General features: G+C 71.4%; 15 protein-coding genes and 1 pseudogene. 5 read left to right on the top strand and 11 right to left on the bottom strand.

All coding sequences use genetic code 11. The features are described 5' to 3' along the window. Positions 1-8: 8 nt before the first annotated feature. From ACIQM0_RS07865 to hisD, 4 genes are read right to left on the bottom strand one after another with little or no spacing between them, the layout of a single operon-like run. Positions 9-176 (bottom strand): hypothetical protein, encoded by a 168-nt coding sequence (locus tag ACIQM0_RS07865; protein WP_164494307.1) that lies wholly within the window; start codon positions 174-176, stop codon positions 9-11. Next, positions 173-775: an imidazoleglycerol-phosphate dehydratase HisB gene (gene hisB, locus ACIQM0_RS07860; protein ID WP_401284462.1), complete on the bottom strand. Its 603-nt coding sequence runs from the start codon at positions 773-775 to the stop codon at positions 173-175. Before hisB ends, ACIQM0_RS07865 begins: the two co-directional genes overlap by 4 nt. Beyond that, positions 772-1917 (bottom strand): histidinol-phosphate transaminase, encoded by a 1146-nt coding sequence (locus ACIQM0_RS07855; RefSeq protein WP_401284460.1) that lies wholly within the window; start codon positions 1915-1917, stop codon positions 772-774. The genes hisB and ACIQM0_RS07855 overlap by 4 nt, the downstream gene beginning before the upstream one ends. Further along, positions 1914-3236: a histidinol dehydrogenase gene (hisD, locus tag ACIQM0_RS07850; RefSeq protein ID WP_401284458.1), complete on the bottom strand. Its 1323-nt coding sequence runs from the start codon at positions 3234-3236 to the stop codon at positions 1914-1916. Before hisD ends, ACIQM0_RS07855 begins: the two co-directional genes overlap by 4 nt. A gap of 177 nt (positions 3237-3413) precedes the next feature. Here hisD and ACIQM0_RS07845 point away from each other — a divergent pair, with 177 nt between their 5' ends. The 4 genes from ACIQM0_RS07845 (at position 3414) to ybaK (ending at position 7573) form a co-directional block, all read left to right on the top strand. Next, positions 3414-5015, top strand: coding sequence for an oxidoreductase (locus ACIQM0_RS07845; RefSeq protein ID WP_401284456.1), 1602 nt, complete (start codon positions 3414-3416; stop codon positions 5013-5015). A gap of 245 nt (positions 5016-5260) precedes the next feature. Then, positions 5261-6298, top strand: a complete 1038-nt coding sequence (locus tag ACIQM0_RS07840; protein WP_401284454.1) for a hypothetical protein — start codon at positions 5261-5263, stop codon at positions 6296-6298. A gap of 5 nt (positions 6299-6303) precedes the next feature. Beyond that, on the top strand, positions 6304-7047 hold the full coding sequence (locus ACIQM0_RS07835) for an LON peptidase substrate-binding domain-containing protein (protein ID WP_401284453.1): 744 nt from the start codon (positions 6304-6306) through the stop codon (positions 7045-7047). A 22-nt stretch (positions 7048-7069) separates the two neighbouring features. Beyond that, the gene (ybaK, locus tag ACIQM0_RS07830) at positions 7070-7573 is read left to right on the top strand and encodes a Cys-tRNA(Pro) deacylase (RefSeq protein ID WP_401284451.1); all 504 of its coding nucleotides are present in this window, start codon (positions 7070-7072) and stop codon (positions 7571-7573) included. A 140-nt stretch (positions 7574-7713) separates the two neighbouring features. Here the strand turns inward: ybaK and ACIQM0_RS07825 are convergent, their stop codons facing one another. From ACIQM0_RS07825 to ACIQM0_RS07800, 6 genes and pseudogenes are all read right to left on the bottom strand, one after another. Then, positions 7714-8292, bottom strand: a complete 579-nt coding sequence (locus ACIQM0_RS07825; RefSeq protein WP_401284449.1) for an SMI1/KNR4 family protein — start codon at positions 8290-8292, stop codon at positions 7714-7716. 143 nt (positions 8293-8435) lie between these two features. Continuing rightward, on the bottom strand, positions 8436-9242 hold the full coding sequence (locus ACIQM0_RS07820) for an ABC transporter permease (RefSeq protein ID WP_401284447.1): 807 nt from the start codon (positions 9240-9242) through the stop codon (positions 8436-8438). 34 nt (positions 9243-9276) lie between these two features. Further along, on the bottom strand, positions 9277-10164 hold the full coding sequence (locus tag ACIQM0_RS07815; RefSeq protein WP_401284445.1) for an ABC transporter permease: 888 nt from the start codon (positions 10162-10164) through the stop codon (positions 9277-9279). An 85-nt stretch (positions 10165-10249) separates the two neighbouring features. Beyond that, entirely contained in the window at positions 10250-11224 is a 975-nt protein-coding gene (locus ACIQM0_RS07810; protein ID WP_401285080.1) for an ABC transporter ATP-binding protein, read from the bottom strand. 272 nt (positions 11225-11496) lie between these two features. Continuing rightward, a pseudogene (locus ACIQM0_RS07805) lies at positions 11497-11805 on the bottom strand (multiprotein-bridging factor 1 family protein); the annotation flags it as partial. A 64-nt stretch (positions 11806-11869) separates the two neighbouring features. Then, entirely contained in the window at positions 11870-13177 is a 1308-nt protein-coding gene (locus ACIQM0_RS07800) for an NYN domain-containing protein (RefSeq protein ID WP_401284443.1), read from the bottom strand. A gap of 278 nt (positions 13178-13455) precedes the next feature. On the opposite strand from ACIQM0_RS07800, the gene ACIQM0_RS07795 reads away from it, so the two are divergent. Then, positions 13456-13635, top strand: coding sequence for a hypothetical protein (locus tag ACIQM0_RS07795; protein WP_123469948.1), 180 nt, complete (start codon positions 13456-13458; stop codon positions 13633-13635). A 96-nt stretch (positions 13636-13731) separates the two neighbouring features. Here ACIQM0_RS07795 and dnaE read toward each other — a convergent pair whose 3' ends face one another. Further along, on the bottom strand, positions 13732-17268 hold the full coding sequence (gene dnaE, locus ACIQM0_RS07790) for a DNA polymerase III subunit alpha (RefSeq protein ID WP_401284441.1): 3537 nt from the start codon (positions 17266-17268) through the stop codon (positions 13732-13734). Between the last annotated feature and the right edge of the window lie 50 nt (positions 17269-17318).

Raw genomic sequence — 17318 nt, 5'->3', positions numbered from 1 at the left:
GCCCGCCCCTAGTCCCAGAGTCCCTGGATCCGCATGACGCCTGCGACCAGGCACATCACGGAGCCGATGCCGAGCAGCACGATGACGCCCTTGGGCATGCCCTGCTTCGAGAAGGAGTAGACCCCGCCGGCCAGGAAGAGGCCGACCAGGATCAGGATGGTGTTGAGGCCGGTCACAGCGCGCCCTTCGTGGAGGGGAGGATGCCGGCCGCGCGCCCGTCGTGCTCGCTGGCGTAGCGCAGGGCGCGTGCGAGCGCCTTGAACTGGCACTCCACGATGTGGTGGGCGTTGCGCCCGTACGGGACGTGGACGTGCAGGGCGATCTGCGCCTGGGCGACGAACGACTCCAGGATGTGCCGGGTCATCGTCGTGTCGTACTCGCCGATCATCGGCGCCATGTTCTCGGGCTCGGTGTGCACCAGGTACGGGCGGCCGGAGAGGTCCACGGTGACCTGGGCGAGCGACTCGTCGAGCGGGACGGTGCAGTTGCCGAAGCGGTAGATGCCGACCTTGTCGCCGAGGGCCTGCCTGAAGGCGGTGCCGAGGGCGAGGGCGGTGTCCTCGATGGTGTGGTGCGAGTCGATGTGCAGGTCGCCGTCGGTCTTGACCGTGAGGTCGAAGAGTCCGTGGCGGCCGAGCTGGTCGAGCATGTGGTCGTAGAAGCCGACCCCGGTCGCGACATCGACCTTGCCGGTGCCGTCGAGGTTGATCTCGACGAGCACGGAGGTTTCCTTGGTGGTCCGCTCCACTCTTCCTACGCGGGCCTCGCGAGTCATGCGTCGTGCTCCTTCTTCAGTTCGCGTACCGCATCGAGGAACGCGTCGTTCTCTGCCGGGGTCCCTGCGGAGACCCGCAGCCATCCCGGTACGCCGTTGTCCCGGACCAGGACGCCCCGGTCGAGGATGTGCCGCCAGGCCGTGTGGCTGTCGGCGAAGCGGCCGAACTGGACGAAGTTGGCGTCCGAGTCGGTGACGTCGAAGCCGAGGGCGCGCAGCTCGGTGACGATACGGTCGCGTTCGCTCTTGAGCTGGGCGACGTATCCGAGGAGCGTATCGGTGTGCTCCAGGGCGGCGAGCGCGGTGGCCTGGGTGACGGAGGACAGGTGGTACGGGAGCCGCACCAGCTGGACCGCGTCCACGACGGCGGGGTCCGCGGCGAGGTAGCCGAGCCGCAGTCCGGCGGCGCCGAACGCCTTCGACATGGTGCGCGAGAGCACCAGGTGGGGGCGGCCCTCGATCAGCGGGAGCAGCGAGGCGTGGTGGCTGAACTCGCCGTACGCCTCGTCGACGACGACCATCGACGGCTTGGCCGCCTGCGCGGCGTCGTACAGCGCGAGGACGGTGTCCGCGTCGACGGCGGTGCCGGTGGGGTTGTTGGGCGAGGTGATGAAGACGACGTCGGGGCGCTCCCGGGCGATGACGGCGCGGGCGGCGTCGACGTCGACGGTGAAGTCGTCGTTGCGCGGGCCGGAGATCCAGCCCGTTCCGGTGCCGCGGGCGATGAGGGCGTGCATCGAGTACGAGGGCTCGAAGCCGATCGCGGTGCGGCCGGGGCCGCCGAAGGTCTGCAGCAGTTGCTGGAGCACCTCGTTGGAGCCGTTGGCCGCCCAGACGTTGGCGTGGCCCACCTGGTGCCCGGCGGTGCGGCTGAGGTAGCGGGCCAGCTCGGTGCGGAGCTCGACGGCGTCGCGGTCGGGGTAGCGGTTGAGGTCGCGGGCGGCCTCGCGGACCCGTTCGGCGATCCGGTCGACCAGGGCCTCGGGGAGCGGGTAGGGGTTCTCGTTGGTGTTCAGCCGGACCGGTACGTCGAGCTGGGGCGCGCCGTACGGGGACTGGCCGCGCAGTTCGTCCCGGATGGGGAGGTCGTCGATGCGGGTCGGCTCGGGGATACGGGCCGGCGTGGGGCTGTCGTTCGTCACTGCTGCGGAACCTTCCAGCCGAACCTGGCCTTCAGTGCGGCGCCGTGGGCGGGGAGGTCCTCCGCCTCGGCGAGGGTCACGACGTGGTGGGTGACCTCGGCGAGCGCGTCGCGGGTGTAGTCGACGATGTGGATGCCGCGCAGGAAGGACTGCACGGACAGGCCCGAGGAGTGGCAGGCGCAGCCGCCGGTGGGCAGCACGTGGTTGGAGCCGGCGCAGTAGTCACCGAGCGAGACCGGGGACCAGGGGCCGACGAAGACCGCCCCGGCGTTACGGACCCGGTCCGCGACGGCGGCGGCGTCCGCGGTCTGGATCTCCAGGTGCTCCGCGGCGTACGCGTCGACGACCTTCAGGCCGTCCTCCAGGTCGTTGACCAGGACGATCGCGGACTGGCGGCCGGCCAGCGCGGGCTCGATCCGGTCGGTGACGTGCTTGGTCGCGGCGACCTGCGGCGTCAGCTCGGCCTCGGTGGCGGCGGCGAGCTCCTCGGAGTCGGTCACCAGCACCGCGGCGGCCATCGGGTCGTGCTCGGCCTGGCTGATCAGGTCGGCGGCGACGTGCACCGGGTCGGCGGTGGAGTCGGCGAGGATCGCGATCTCGGTGGGCCCGGCCTCGGCGTCGATGCCGATGCGGCCCTTGAGGAGGCGCTTGGCGGCGGCGACGTAGATGTTGCCGGGGCCGGTGACGAGGTTCACCGGCAGGCAGTCCTCGGTGCCGTACGCGAACATCGCGACGGCCTGGGCGCCGCCGGCCGCGTACACCTCGTCGACGCCCAGCAGGGCGCAGGCCGCCAGGATCGTCGGGTGCGGCAGTCCGCCGAACTCCTTCTGCGGCGGGGAGGAGACGGCGATGCCCTCGACGCCCGCCTCCTGGGCCGGGACGACGTTCATCACGACGGACGACGGGTACACCGAGCGCCCGCCCGGCACGTACAGCCCGACGCGCTCGACCGGCACCCACTTCTCGGTGACGGTGCCGCCGGGCACGACCTGGGTGGTGTGCGTGGTGCGGCGCTGCTCGCGGTGGACGAGCCGGGCACGGCGGATCGACTCCTCCAGGGCTGCGCGCACGGCGGGATCAAGCCGCTCCAGCGCCTCGGTGACCGCGCCGGCCGGTACCCGGATCGAGTCGATCCGCACACCGTCGAATTTCTCCCCCCAGTCGATCACTGCCGCCGAGCCACGATGGCGTACGTCCTCGCAGATGGGCCGCACCGTCTCCAGGGCGGCTTCCACGTCGAACTCGGCACGGGGCAGCAGGTCGCGCAGGTCGCCGCCCTCGGGGAGGGCACCGCCGCGCAGATCGATTCGAGAGATCACACCGCAATTCTCTCAGACCGCCACAGGCGCCCGGACGCCCGTATCACTGGCTGATACATGCCCTCGCTGTCACGGCTGACTATTAGCGTTCATTCGGTCACTCAGAGGGAATAACGGGAATACCGACCGACCCCACTTGTGCCGGTCGGTCCAGGGCTCCGAGTGAAAGGGGCATCGGTGACCGAACCGCACGACGGCGATTTCCCGGACGGCCTCAGCGCGGCCGAGCTGGGCATGTGGCAGTCCTTCAGGAACGGGTCCACCTACGATCTGCGCTCCCGTGACGCAGCACTCAACGATCCGTTCGCCCCGCTCGCCTGGGGCCTGGAGCGCAGTGTGGACGCCCGGGTGGTCGCCCGGCTGCTGCTGAGCGGCCCGAAGGCCAGGCCCGGCCGGGTGGCCGCGCTGAAGCTCCGGGGCTTACGCGTCACGGGGAAGCTGGATCTCGCGGGCGGGCGGGTGGATCCGTACGTGGAGCTGACCGGCTGCCGCTTCGAGGAGGAGGTGGTGCTGCCCGAGTGCCACTTCACGACCCTGCGGATGGTCGGGTGCGCGATCCCGCGGCTGGAGGCGGCCCGGCTGCGCACCGAGGGCGATCTGCACCTGCCGCGCTGCCGGGTCGAGCGGGGCATCCGCCTCACGGACGCGCAGATCGGCACGGATCTGCTGCTCAACCAGATCGACATCGGCCCCGACCGGCAGGGCCGGGCGTTCATCGGCGACGGGCTCACGGTCGCCCAGGACCTCCAGGCCGAGATGATCGAGCTGCTCGGCGAGCTGAGCCTGCGCGGCGCGAAGGTCGGCGGTTCGCTGAGCCTGCGCGGCAGCAGGCTCCGGGCCACGCAGGGGCTCCGCGCGCTGAACGCCCCGCAGCTGAGCGTGGAGCGGACGCTGTACATGAGCGAGGCGTGGGTCAGCGTGGACACCGGCAACCAGGGCAACACACCCCCGTACGGCATCGTCACGTCCCCGACGCCTGCGCACGGCACCCGCGCGCAGGTCTTCCGGTGCCGGGGCGGGGTGCGGCTGGACGACGGGCGGTTCGGTGACGCGGTCGACCTGCACAAGGCCGTCTTCGTCCTCGTCGGCCACGAGGAGCTGTCGCTGCGCCGGATAGTGGCTCCCGAGCTGAGGTTCAACCCGGAGCGCCCGGCGCAGGGCCGGGTGGTGCTGAACGGGGCGAAGATCGGCACGCTGATCGACGTGTCGACCAGCTGGCCGGGTCCCGGCGGTCTGGCGATGGGCGGGTTCGTGTACGAGAACCTCGTCCCGTACGGGCACTTCCCGCTCTCCCGGCGCCTGGAGTGGGTGGCCGCGGCGACCCCCGAGTACGTGCCGGAGCCGTACGAACGGCTCGCCGCCGTGCTCCGCAGCAGCGGCGAGGACGCGGACGCCCGCGAGGTGCTGCTCGCCAAGCAGCGGCGGCGCCGCGAGACCCTGCCGCCCGCCGCGAAGCTCTGGGGCTACCTCCAGGACTGGACGGTGGCGTACGGCTACCGGCCGGGGCGGGCCGCGGTGTGGATGGCGGTGCTGTGGGCGGCGGGCGCGGTGGCCTTCTCCCGTTACCACCCGGCGGCGATCAAGGGGAGCGAGCATCCGGAGTGGAATCCCTCGCTGTACGCGCTGGATCTGCTGGTGCCGGTGATCAACCTCGGCCAGGACGGCTACTGGCTCATGGAGGGCGGCTGGCAGTGGGTGGCGGCCGCCCTGATCCTGCTGGGTTGGATACTGGCCACCACCGTCGCGGCCGGCGCCTCACGGCTGCTGCGCCGCAGCTGACCGCGGAGCGGCCCGGAAGCGGCGGACCAAGAGACCTCCACCCGCTCCACGAACGGGTGGAGCGGTCACCGAACGCCCACCCGCCGCTTCGGGCACACCACTCGACCGCTACCCCTGGAACGACAGGAACAGGCCAGATTCCGCACTTTCCTTTACTTTTTCTTGACCACACCGAGGGCAACCCATTCACTCGGCACCAAAGTTTCACAGCGCCCCTCTGGCGCCGCCCCGACCAGCGCTTTTCAATGGTCTGCACCATGCCTTTCCTCCGCGCTCTGCTCCGTACCGCGCGCATGATCCGGCACACCCCGGAGCTGTCGACCGGGTTGCCCGCGGACCATGCGGTGATGCTCGACGCCCCCGACGAGAGACTGTCGCCCGCGCTGGTCGCCGCCGCGCTCGGGGAGTACGAGCCGGCCGCGAAGCTGCTGGCCACCACCAGGGACGCGGCCGAGTGGGAGAGCCGGGACCGCTATCTGAAGCGGATCGTGGCCTTCGCCCGCAGCCGGGACGGCTGGCTGGGCGACTGGCTGGCCGCCGCCCCGCACGACCCCGACGCGCTGCTCGTCAAGGCCCAGCTCGCCGTGTTGCGCGCCTGGGAGTCGCCCGCCCGCGCGGAGCAGCTGCGCGACGTGGGGCCGATGATCACGGCCGCGGCGGAGTGCGATCCGCGCGATCCGGTGCCCTGGCGCCTCGCGCTCGACCACGCCCGCGGCACCCATGCGACGCACACCACGTTCGAGACGCTGTGGGAGCAGGCCATACAGCGCTCCACGCACCACTACGGCTGCCATGTCGCCGCCCTCCAGTACCTCTCCGCCGCCTGGTACGGCTCGCACCGCGAGTGCTTCGACTTCGCCGAGCGGGCCGCGGAGGACTCGCTGCCCAGTTCCCTGGTGCAGGCGCTGCCGCTGCGGGCGGCCTTCGCCGTGCTGGCCGAGGGGCCGGACACCCGGACCACCTCGGTGCAGGTGGAACGGATCGACCGGGCGGCGGATCTGGCGATCTCCCTCTCCGTCTCCTTCGAGCCGGGTGACCCGTGGCCGGCCGAGGTCCGCAATCTGCTCGCGTACGTGCTGGTCGCACGGGGCCGCTGGGACGAGGCGCTGGAACAGTTCCGGCAGATCGGACCCCACGCCGCCTCGTTCCCGTGGTCCTCGGTGTCCGAGGACCCGCTCGGCAGGTTCCTCGACACACGCGACGGCACCCGGCTCCAGGTGGCGTCTGTGACGCCCTTGCGACACCGGGCCGACCGGGGACGGACCCGCGGCCATTACGCTTGACCGTTGTGACCACCGCTCGCCTGCCTCTGTTCCCGCTGAACGCGGTGCTGTTCCCCGGCCTCGTGCTGCCGCTGAACGTCTTCGAGGAGCGTTATCGCGCCATGATGCGCGAACTGCTGAAGACCGATGAGGACGAACCGCGCCGCTTCGCCGTGGTCGCCATCCGCGACGGCCGCGAGACCGCCCCGACGGCTGCCGGAATGCCGGACCCGGGGCGCGTTCCCGTCGAGCGCGGCCCGGCGGACGGCTTCGGTCCCGATCCCCTCCAGACGTTCCACCGGGTGGGCTGTATCGCCGACGCGGCGAAGATCCGGGAGCGGGCGGACGGCAGCTTCGAGGTCCTCGCGACCGGCACCACCCGGGTCCGGCTGCTCTCGGTGGACGCGAGCGGCCCCTGCCTGACGGCCGAGCTCGAAGAGCTGGAGGAGGACCCGGGCGAGGACGCCGGTGCGCTCGCCGAGGGCGTCCTGCGGGCCTTCCGCAGCTACCAGAAGCGGCTGGCGGGCGCGAGCGAACGCTCCCTCACCACCGGTGCGGAGCTGCCCGACGACCCGTCCGTCGTGTCGTACCTGGTCGCCGCCGCGGCCGTACTGGACATCCCCGCCAAGCAGCGTCTGCTCCAGGCCCCGGACACCGCGACCCGGCTCCGCGAGGAGCTCACGCTGCTGCGTTCCGAGACGGCCGTCATCCGGCATCTGCCGTCGCTGCCCGCGGTGGAGCTGACCCGCGCCCCGACCCACCCCAACTGAGCGACCGGAGGGCCACTCCCCCGTGGCGAAGAAGCCGAAGAAGCAGCACCAGTCCGGCGGTACCCCGGCCACGGTCGCGCTGACCGCCGCCGGCACGGACTTCACGCTGCACGCCTACGAGCACGACCCGGCGTCGGCCTCCTACGGCGAGGAGGCGGCCGAGGCGCTGGGCGTCTCCCCCGACCGGGTGTTCAAGACCCTGGTCGCCGACGTGGACGGCCGGCTGACCGTCGCGGTCGTCCCGGTCGCCGGCTCCCTGGATCTGAAGGCCCTCGCGTCGGCGGTCGGCGGCAAGCGGGCGGCCATGGCGGACCCGGCGGCGGCGGAACGGACCACGGGCTACGTCCTGGGCGGCATCTCCCCCCTGGGCCAGCGCAAGCGGCTGCCCACGGTGCTGGACGCGTCGGCACGGGACCACGGCACGGTCTGCGTCTCGGCAGGCCGCCGCGGCCTGGAGGTCGAGCTGTCCCCGGCGGACCTGGCGTCCCTGACGGGGGCGGTGTTCGCGGCGATCGGCCGGGGCTGAGGGCAGTCCCGTAAGCCTGGCGGGCGCACATCGCCTCGTGCGGGCGGGCCCGCTGTGGTTCGAGCTCGCGCAGCGCTTCCTCGGAGAGGGATCCCCGGGGGGTCGGTTCGATGAGCGTCAGTTCTCCCGTCGGCGTGGCGCTACGCGCGCAGGCCGGCCGGCAGTCCGGCGCCTGCGTTGTCGGGGGTGACCGGGCGGAAGAAGCCGCCGGAGACCGCCGATCGGGAGACCTTCTCCAGCTCGGCCGGAACCTGGACCAGCTCGTCCTCCAGCAGGGTGACGATGTCGTCGGCCAGGTGCTCCAGCCGCGACACGGAGATCTCGGGGGTGTCCCCCTGCCGGGTCCTGCGGTCGTCGTTGTCCCAGTACAGGATCGAACCGCTCCCGGCGCCCTGGATCCTCAGCACCGGCGCACCGCCCTGGACCCACGCGATCGCCAGGTGGTCGCCGGTCAGACGGTCGGCCATCAGCACCATGTTGTCGAGCAGGTCATACGGGTCAGGGTCGCCGTAGAGGTTGAAGAACTGCTGATCGAGGACGAACCCGTGACGCGGATGCACGACCGGGTGGACCGGCGCACCGCCACCGTTCTCGATCATGAAGGTGCGGTAGCTCTCCGGGAGCCGGTACTCCAGATACGTGCTCTCGAGATGGTTCAGGTCACCGTCGCTCAAGCCGCTGCAGGTGGATATCGCGGCCGGGACGCGTGGCTGCTCCACCGGCTCCACAGGCCCGTCCTGGCACGGTTCGCCCGCATGGTGGCCACACCGCCCACCCGCGAACCCGGAGGTCGGCGAGCCGCCGGTCCCGGTATCCGATGCGGTCATCGGTCGCCCATCTCCTTGGCGGGCCGCACCCGCCGCTACGAGCCCGACGACGGGGCAGGCGGCTCGGGCGACGGCGGCCCGGACGGCGCGGGGCCGTCCGCGGGGCCGGAGGACGGCGCGGGGCCGGAGGACGGCGCAGGACCGTCCGCGGGGCCGTCCGCAGGCCCGGACACCGGCGCGGGGCCGTACACCGGCGCCTGACCCGGCGCGTGGTAGACCCCCCAGTCCGGCTCCGGATCCCGCGGCCCGAACATCGCCGTCAACCCCAGATGCACGGCCATCGCCGCCAGCGACCACGCCAGCAGCGCCCCCTTGGCGTGGAGTTCGAGCGGCGCGTCGAAGATCACGCCCTTCCCGACCTCACGGGCGTGGGCGACCACGTCGCCGGTCGGCCCCAGCCGGGTCCCCAGCTGCCACGCGAGTACCGAGCCGAGCACCCCGCCCACCGCGAGCCCCACCACGAGCGCTACACCGCCCCGCCGGTGGAACCAGAAGACCAGCGCCGCGGAGACCGCTCCGAAGGCCAGCGCGAGCAGCGCGAACGTGCCGTCGGCCCCGATCGCCTCCTCGCCCTCGCTGTCGCTCAGGAAGACGGCCGTGTTGTCGGAGACCAGCGGCACCCGGGGTGCCAGCCACAGCCACAGCAGCCCGAGCCCGACACCGGCGACCGTCACCACCGCACCGACGACGGCGGCCCGGCGCAGGTCAGCACGGAGATCCTTCTCCTCCGGCGCCTCCAGCAGGGTCCCGGGACGGGAGCCGCCGGGGCCGCCCCCGCTCGGCGGCGTCTGCCACGGGTCGTGGGGCGAGGGCTGGTGCGGCGGCGTCAGAGGTGCGGTCACCGTGCCATCGTGCCAGGCGTCCCTGTGCCGCGCCTCACCGGACCGCTGCCCTGCGGTACGCCCAGGTCGCCACGGCCAGCGAGAGCACGCCCACGACGGCGCAGACAGCCAGGTCCAGGGCGACGACGGCCCAGTTCGGGTGGGCGTCGAAGGAGCGGGCGAGCGCCTCGACCCCGTACGTGGAGGGCAGCAGATCGCGGGCCCAGCCGATCGGCTCCGGCAGCCGGTCCGCCGGAAGCACGCCCAGCAGCAGCGCCGCGGACATGCCGAGCTGGCCCAGCAGCGTGGCCAGCTCCTGCCGGGGCGCGAGCAGCCCGAGCGCGGCGCCGAGTCCGGAGAGGGCCGCGCCGGAGAGCGGGATGACGGCGACGAGCACCCACAGGTGGGTCATCGGCAGCCCGAAGAGCACGCTGCCCGTCACCGCCGTGACGATCGTGCCCGGCACGGTGAACGAGGCGTACGCCCCGGCCGCCCCGAGCACCACGGCGGCGGGCGGCACCGGCAGGGTCGCGTAGTGGTCGAGCCCCCCGCCGGCCCGCAGCTGCCCGAAGTACTGGGCCAGCAGGTTCAGCGCGACGAACGCGACGACCAGGACGCTGGAACCGGCGACTACGGCCCGCGCCTCGGACCCGCCGTCGACGACCCCGCGCATCAGGACCATGATCCCGACGGACTGGAAGGTCGCCACGAAGAGCAGCGGGATGCGGGCGACCCTGGCCCGGGAGAGCTGGGCCCGGTAGACCGCCGCGAGCGAGGGGAACAGCCGGGCCCTCGGGGCGAGCTCCGCGGCCTCGGTGCTCCGGCCGTCGGCGAAACCGGCCGGGCCGGCCCGGCCGGACCTGCCGGACCTGCCCGACGGCTCGGAGTGTGCCGGTCGCCCGGTGTGCCCGGACACCGCCTCCGCGGGAACGATGCTCGTCACCTGGCGCTGCTCCTGTTCGGTCCCTGCCCGGCCGCGCGCCCGCACCGGTACGCTCCGGCCGCGCCGCTCGTCGCACGTGTCGCGGTCATGACTTCACCAGCCCCTTGGTCGCGCCCCCGCCGAGCGCCAGATACACGTCCTCCAGGCTGGGCGTCGCCAGGGTGAAGTCGTCGAGCGCGGCGAAGGCCGCGCCACCGGTCACCGCGGCGACCGCCGCACGCGCCTCGTCGGGCCCGAGCCGCAGCACCCAGCGGCGTCCGGACTCCTGCGCGGACGCCCGCAGCGCCGCGACCTCGGGCAAGTCCAGCGGTGCCCGCTCGCGCCACACCAGCTCCACCCTGACCTCGCCCGCCACCTGCTCCTTGAGCCCGGCCGGGGTGTCGCAGGCGATGACCTTGCCGCGGTCGATGACGGCGACCCGGTCCAGGACAGTCTCGGCCTCGATGACGTTGTGGGTGACCAGCAGGACCGTCGCACCGCGCTCGGCACGCCGCCGGTCGACGGCTGCCCAGACGGCGCGCCGGGCGACGGGGTCCATACCGGTCGTCGGCTCGTCGAGGACGAGCACCGGACGCTCCCCGACCAGCGCGGCCGCGACACAGGCGAGCCGCCGCTGCCCGCCGGAGAGCTTCTTCAGGGGGCGGCCGGCGATCTCGCCGAGGCCGAGTTCGTCGAGTACCGCGTCACGCTCGGCGCGGGCCTCCCGTACCGGCAGGCCACGCAGCCGTCCGGTGGTCTCGGCGGCGAGCGCCACCGTCAGCTCGTCGAGCGCGGTGGATTCCTGGCCGAGGTAGCCGATCAGCCGGGAGGCCCGTTCGGGGTGGCGCACGAGGTCGTGGCCGAGCATGTCGACGCTGCCGGAGTCGGGCCGCATCAGCCCCGTGAGCTGCCGTACGAGGGTGGACTTGCCGGCGCCGTTGGGGCCGAGCAGTCCGAAGATCTCGCCGCGCCCGATGTCCAGGCTGATGCCGTCGGTGGCACGCACCTCGGGGGTGGCGGGTGTACCGCGCCGGCCCCGGGCCGCGGGATAGGTCTTGACCAGGTCACGCACCGCGCACACGGTGCCGTTCGCCGACTGCGCCTGTGCTGTGCCCGTACTCACGAGGTACGAGAGTACGGGGTGCGGGCGGCCCCATTACGCCCGGGGCTTTACGCGTACCTACAGCCGGTGCCGCATCTCCTCGCGCGGCGTCACCCCGGTCAGGCGGTCAGGCCGGTCGGAGGTACACCGGCCGTAGCCGCACTCGGGCCGCAACACCCACACGGCGCCGCCCCGCACGTCCGTCCCGCCCCCTCCCCGTACAGCTCCGCCCACACCCGCTTGCCCCAGGGCAACAGCTCAGTGCCCCAGCTCTCGGCCAGTTCCCCCACGAGCACGGGCATGATGGGCGCGGCGCACGGCCACGAACCGGGGCCCGTCGTTCTCCCCCGTGGCGGACACCGCCGGTGGATGGTCAGCTCCACACCCAGGCCGTTCGCCAGTGCGTGCAGTGTGGGGAGGCGGGCCGAGTGCTTCCGTCCCTGTTCGAGCCGGCAAATCACATCGACGGACACGCTGGAACTCTCGGCCAAGTCCTCTTGTGTCAGGGCGGCCAGACGACGCAAGCGGCGCAGCGTCCTGCCCAGGTCTTCGTTCGCCACGCGGCCACGGTACGCCGCTCCTGTCCGGCTGCTTCGCTGCCGAATGAGCCGGACAGGGGCGGCCTCAGTCCCCGGCCTGCACCGGCTTCTCCGTCCGTCCCACCGGCGGAGCGTGCTTCTCGGGCAGTGGCGGCGTGTGCTCCGCGGCTGCCCGCACATCGATCTCGCGCCAGAACCCCGCCCGGATCGCGTACCGGTCGTGCTCGTCGATCTGGTCGTCCTTGTGCGCGAGCAGCCCGAACCGGGCGGCGTACCGCAGCAGCTCGCCGTCGATGCGGTGCGGGACGCGGGGGTACATCGTGGACAGCTTCTGGAGGTGGACGGTCTCCGGCAGGCGTTCCATCCAGCGGCGGGCGAAGACCTGCCCCACCTCGAACGGGTCGCCGCCCACCGTCGTGATGTCCTCCTCGCGGTCCGCCCAGCGCTGCTCGGCGCTGGTGATCTGGGCCAGCGTCGGGAGGGACGCGGTTTCCGGGGGCTCGCCGAGGGGGCCGCCGCGTTCCACCCAGCCCCGGTCGGAGGACCAGCGGAGGGTGGCGTTGGCGGGCGGTGGGGTGGGGTGCTGGGCGCCGGGGCCGCGCAGGGTGCCGGCGAGGTCCTTCGGGGTGGGGACGCCGCGGCCCGGGGGGCTGTGCGGGGTGGGGGCGGAGGAGTCGTCGGACGGTTCGGCCGCGCCGTCGCGGGCGGCCTCGGCCTGGGCCTGGGAGCCCCGCTCGGCGGAGGCCGCGAGGGCCGCCTCGGGCAGCGGTGCGGAGAGGATCGCGGCGATCTCGGAATTCCGCGCGGCGGGCGGCGGCGCGCACGGGCCGCCGGTCTCCTTGGCGCGGACGGCACGGGTGATCCAGGCCCGGTCCAGCACGCGCCGCTCATCGGCCTCGGCGACGAGGTCCTCGGACTGGTTGTAGTCGCCGTCGGCGGCCTGGACCGCCCAGAGGTGGACGGCGACGCCGTGTTCCTTGGCGGACATCAGTCCGGGCAGCAGATCGCCGTCGCCGGTCACCAGGACCACGTCGGAGCAGGCCCGGTTCCGCGCGAGCTCGGTGAGCTCGGCGTGCATCGCCGCGTCGACACCCTTCTGCGCCCACCGCCCGTCACTGCGGGTGAGGGCGCCCAGGCGCACCGTGACCCGCGGCATGACGCGCAGTCTGCGGTGCTCGGGCTGCGGTACGCGGTCGGGGGCCCCGTCGAACCAGTAGATCCGCAGCAGCGGCTGTTCCGTATCGGCCTCCGCCCGTTCTCTGAGCCCCTGGATCAGGGCCGCATGGTCGACGGTGATGCGGGAACGGGCGGGCTCTCCGGCCAACAGGCTCGCGGCTGCGCCCAGCAGGTAGCCGGCGTCCACCAGGACGACGCAACGGTCCACGCGTTCCACCCTCTTCCAGGAATTCGGGAACGGGTTCAGCGGGCCCGGCGTTCGGAGCGCGGTGTCGCGCCCTCCGCTGACCGGACCCGCTTACTCAGGGTTTCCTTCGAGTCTGCCCGACCGCGCGGGGGTTGACGGCCGGAACTCGATCATCGGCGTGGCGGATCCGGAAAACGGCGCATCATACCCCCTCGCTACGCACGGTAATGATCCAACATGCGATGTTTATCCGATTATGTGAATCTGACAGCGGTCCTGGCCCCGAGAGTCCCCCTAGGAGGAACACCATGGCCAAGAACAAGAACCGCAAGCAGGGCAGCCAGCAGGACCGCGCTACCGAGTCGGAGCGCGGCGAGCAGGAGGCACGGTCGACGGCTTTCGAGTCGCAGAACCAGCCCCAGGCTCAGTCCCAGGGCAGCCCTGCCGATGTTGCGCGTAAGCATCAGCGGCGCTTCGGCCACAACTGACCGGACTCCTCCGGTACGGCCACAGGCCGGTAGCCGAGAGGGGCGTTCCCGCTTCCGCGGGGCGCCCCTCTCGTGCGTGTGCGGTCGTCCGGGGTCTCAGCCGGCCAGGCAGGACGGGCCGAGCAGCACCTTCAGGTCCCCGAAGAGCGCCGGGTCGGCCTTCACCCGGTGCCGGTCGAGCCGGAGCACCGTGGTCTTGCGGGGGCCCTGGAGCCTGATCCGCACCTCCGTGTCGCCGCGGTGGCTGTTGAGCACCTCGCCGAGCCGGCTGACCATGGGCGGGGTGATCTTGACCGTGGGGATGGTCAGCACCACGGGGGCGTTGGTGCCCGCGTTCGAGATGTCGGGGACCTGCATCTCCATGGCGACGAGCCGGGGCACGTCCTCCCGCTTGTCGAGCCGTCCCTTGACGAAGACGACGGTGTCCTCGACGAGCTGGGTGGAGACCAGCTGGTAGGTGGCGGGGAAGAACATGCACTCGATGGAGCCGGCCAGGTCCTCGACGGTGGCGATGGCCCAGGCGTTGCCCTGCTTGGTCATCTTGCGCTGGAGGCCGGAGATGATGCCGCCCACGGTGACGATCGCGCCGTCGCTGTGCTCGCCGCCCATGAGCTGGGAGATCGCGGCGTCGGACTTGTCGCTGAGCACGTGCTCGATACCGAAGAGCGGGTGGTCGGAGACGTACAGCCCGAGCATCTCGCGCTCCTGGGCCAGCAGGTAGGACTTCTCCCACTCGATGTCGGAGAACTCCACGTCGAGCCCGAAGCCCGGCTCGTCGCTGTCCTCCTCACCGCCGCCGAAGAGGTCGAACTGCCCCTCGGCCTCCTTGCGCTTGACCTGCACCACGTTGTCGATCATGGGTTCGTGGTGGGCGACGAGCCCCTTGCGGGTGTGGCCCATCTCGTCGAAGGCGCCGGCCTTGATGAGGGACTCCACGGTCCGCTTGTTGCAGACGACCGCCTCGACCTTGTCGAGGAAGTCGGGGAAGCTGCTGTACTTCCCCTTCGTCTTGCGGCACCGGATGATCGAGTCGACGACGTTCTGGCCGACGTTGCGGATGGCCGTCAGCCCGAAGAGGATCACGTCGTCGCCCTGTGCGGCGAAGTTCGACTCGGACTCGTTCACGTTCGGCGGGAGCACCTTGATGCCCATGCGGCGGCACTCGTTGAGGTAGACCGCCGACTTGTCCTTGTCGTCCTTGACCGAGGTCAGCAGCGCCGCCATGTACTCGGCCGGGTAGTTCGCCTTCAGGTAGCCGGTCCAGTAGGTGACCAGGCCGTACGCGGAGGAGTGCGCCTTGTTGAAGGCGTATCCCGCGAACGGGACCAGTACGTCCCACAGGGCCTTGATCGCGGCGTCGGAGAAGCCGTTCTTCTTGGCACCGGCCTCGAAGAGGACGAAGTTCTTCGCCAGCTCGTCGGCCTTCTTCTTGCCCATCACGCGGCGCAGGATGTCGGCCTCGCCGAGCGAGTACCCGGCGACGATCTGGGCGGCCTTCTGGACCTGCTCCTGGTAGACGATCAGGCCGTAGGTGAGGCCGAGGACCTCCTTGAGCGGCTCCTCCAGCTCCGGGTGGATCGGAGTGATCTCCTGGCGGGCGTTCTTGCGCTCGGCGTAGTTCGTGTGCGAGTTCATGCCCATCGGGCCCGGCCGGTACAGGGCCGAGACGGCGGAGATGTCCTCGAAGTTGTCGGGCTGCATCTGGCGCAGCAGCGAACGCATCGGCCCGCCGTCGAACTGGAACACCCCGAGCGTGTCGCCCCGGCAGAGCAGCTCGTACGTCTTGGGGTCGTCCAGCGGGAGGGCCAGCATCTCCAGGTCGACGCCCTTGTTGGACTTCACCATCTTGATGGCGTCGTCCATGATCGTCAGGTTGCGCAGCCCCAGGAAGTCCATCTTGAGCAGGCCGAGCGACTCGCACTGCGGGTAGTCCCACTGGGTGATGGTGACGCCGTCGGAGTGGCGCGTCCAGAGCGGGGCGTGGTCGACGATCGGCTCGCTGGACATGATGACGCCGGCGGCGTGCACGCCCATCTGCCGGACCAGGCCCTCGACGCCCTTCGCGGTGTCGATGACCTTCTGGACGTCCGGCTCGTTCTCGTACATCCCCCGGATCTCGCCCGCCTCGCTGTAGCGCGGGTGCTTGGGGTCGGTGATGCCGTTGAGGTCGATGCCCTTGCCGAGGACGTCGGCGGGCATGGCCTTGGTGAGCCGGTCGCCCATCGCGTACGGGTAGCCGAGGACGCGGGCGGAGTCCTTGATCGCGTTCTTGGCCTTGATCTTGCCGTAGGTGCCGATCATGGCGACCTTGTCGGCGCCGTACTTCTCCGTCACGTACCTGATCACCTCGACGCGCCTGCGCTCGTCGAAGTCGATGTCGACGTCGGGCATGGAGACGCGCTCGGGGTTGAGGAACCGCTCGAAGATCAGGCCGTGCTCGATCGGGTCGAGGTCGGTGATGCCCATCGCGTACGACACGATCGATCCGGCGGCGGAGCCACGGCCGGGGCCGACCGCGATGCCGTTGTTCTTCGCCCACATGATGAAGTCCGCGACGACCAGGAAGTACCCCGGGAACCCCATCTGGATGATGATGTCCATCTCGTACTCGACCTGCTTCTGCCGGTCCTCCGGGACCCCGCCCGGGAAGCGGCGGTTCATCCCGACCCGGACCTCCTCCTGGAACCAGGTGATCTCCGTGAAGCCCTCGGGGATGTCGAACTTCGGCATCAGGTCGCGCTTCTCGAACATCCCGGTGGTGTCGATCTGCTGCGCGACGAGCAGGGTGTTGGCGCAGCCCTGCTGCCAGGCGTCCGAGGAGTCGACGGCGTACATCTCGTCCGTCGTCTTCAGGTAGTAGCCGGTGCCGTCGAAGCGGAAGCGGTCCGGGTCGGAGAGGTTCTTGCCGGTCTGGATGCAGAGCAGGGCGTCGTGCGCGGTCGCCTCGTTGGCGTACGTGTAGTGCGAGTCGTTCGTCACCAGCGGCGGGATGTCGAGCTTCCGGCCGATCTCCAGGAGCCCGTCACGGACCCGGCGCTCGATCTCGATGCCGTGGTCCATCAGCTCCAGGAAGTACTTGCCCTCGCCGAAGATGTCCTTGTAGTCGGAGGCCGCCTGCACCGCCTCGTCGAACTGCCCGAGCCGCAGCCGCGTCTGCACCTCGCCGGAGGGGCAGCCGGTGGAGGCGATCAGCCCTTCGGACCACTGGGAGATCGTCTCCCTGTCCATGCGCGGCCACTTCTGCAGCCAGCCCTCCGCGTAGGCGTCGGAGGACAGCTTGAAGAGGTTGTGCAGTCCCTTGGCGTTCGACGCCCAGATCGTCTTGTGGGTGTAACCACCGGAACCGGAGACGTCGTCGCGCTTCTGGTGCGGCTGCCCCCACTGGATCTTCCGCTTGTGCTTGCGCGACTCCGGGGCGACGTACGCCTCGATCCCGATGATCGGCGTCACGTTCGCCTTGGCCGCCGAGTGGAAGAAGTCGTACGCGCCGTGCAGGTTGCCGTGGTCGGTCATCGCGATATGGGACATGCCCATCTCGTTGCACGCCTCGAACATGTCCTTGAGCCGCGCGGCACCGTCCAGCAGCGAGTACTGGGTGTGGACGTGAAGGTGCGTGAAAGGCGGCTTGGTCACGGCGCTGTGCCTCCGGGAAAACTGAGCGTGGCGGGCTGGGGCGTCCGGCC

The sequence above is a fragment of the Streptomyces sp. NPDC091387 genome, assembly GCF_044756945.1.
Taxonomy (GTDB): Bacteria; Actinomycetota; Actinomycetes; order Streptomycetales; family Streptomycetaceae; genus Streptomyces.
The sequence above is the reverse complement of the archived record's forward strand: the minus strand, read 5'-3'. Positions and strand labels throughout refer to the sequence as shown.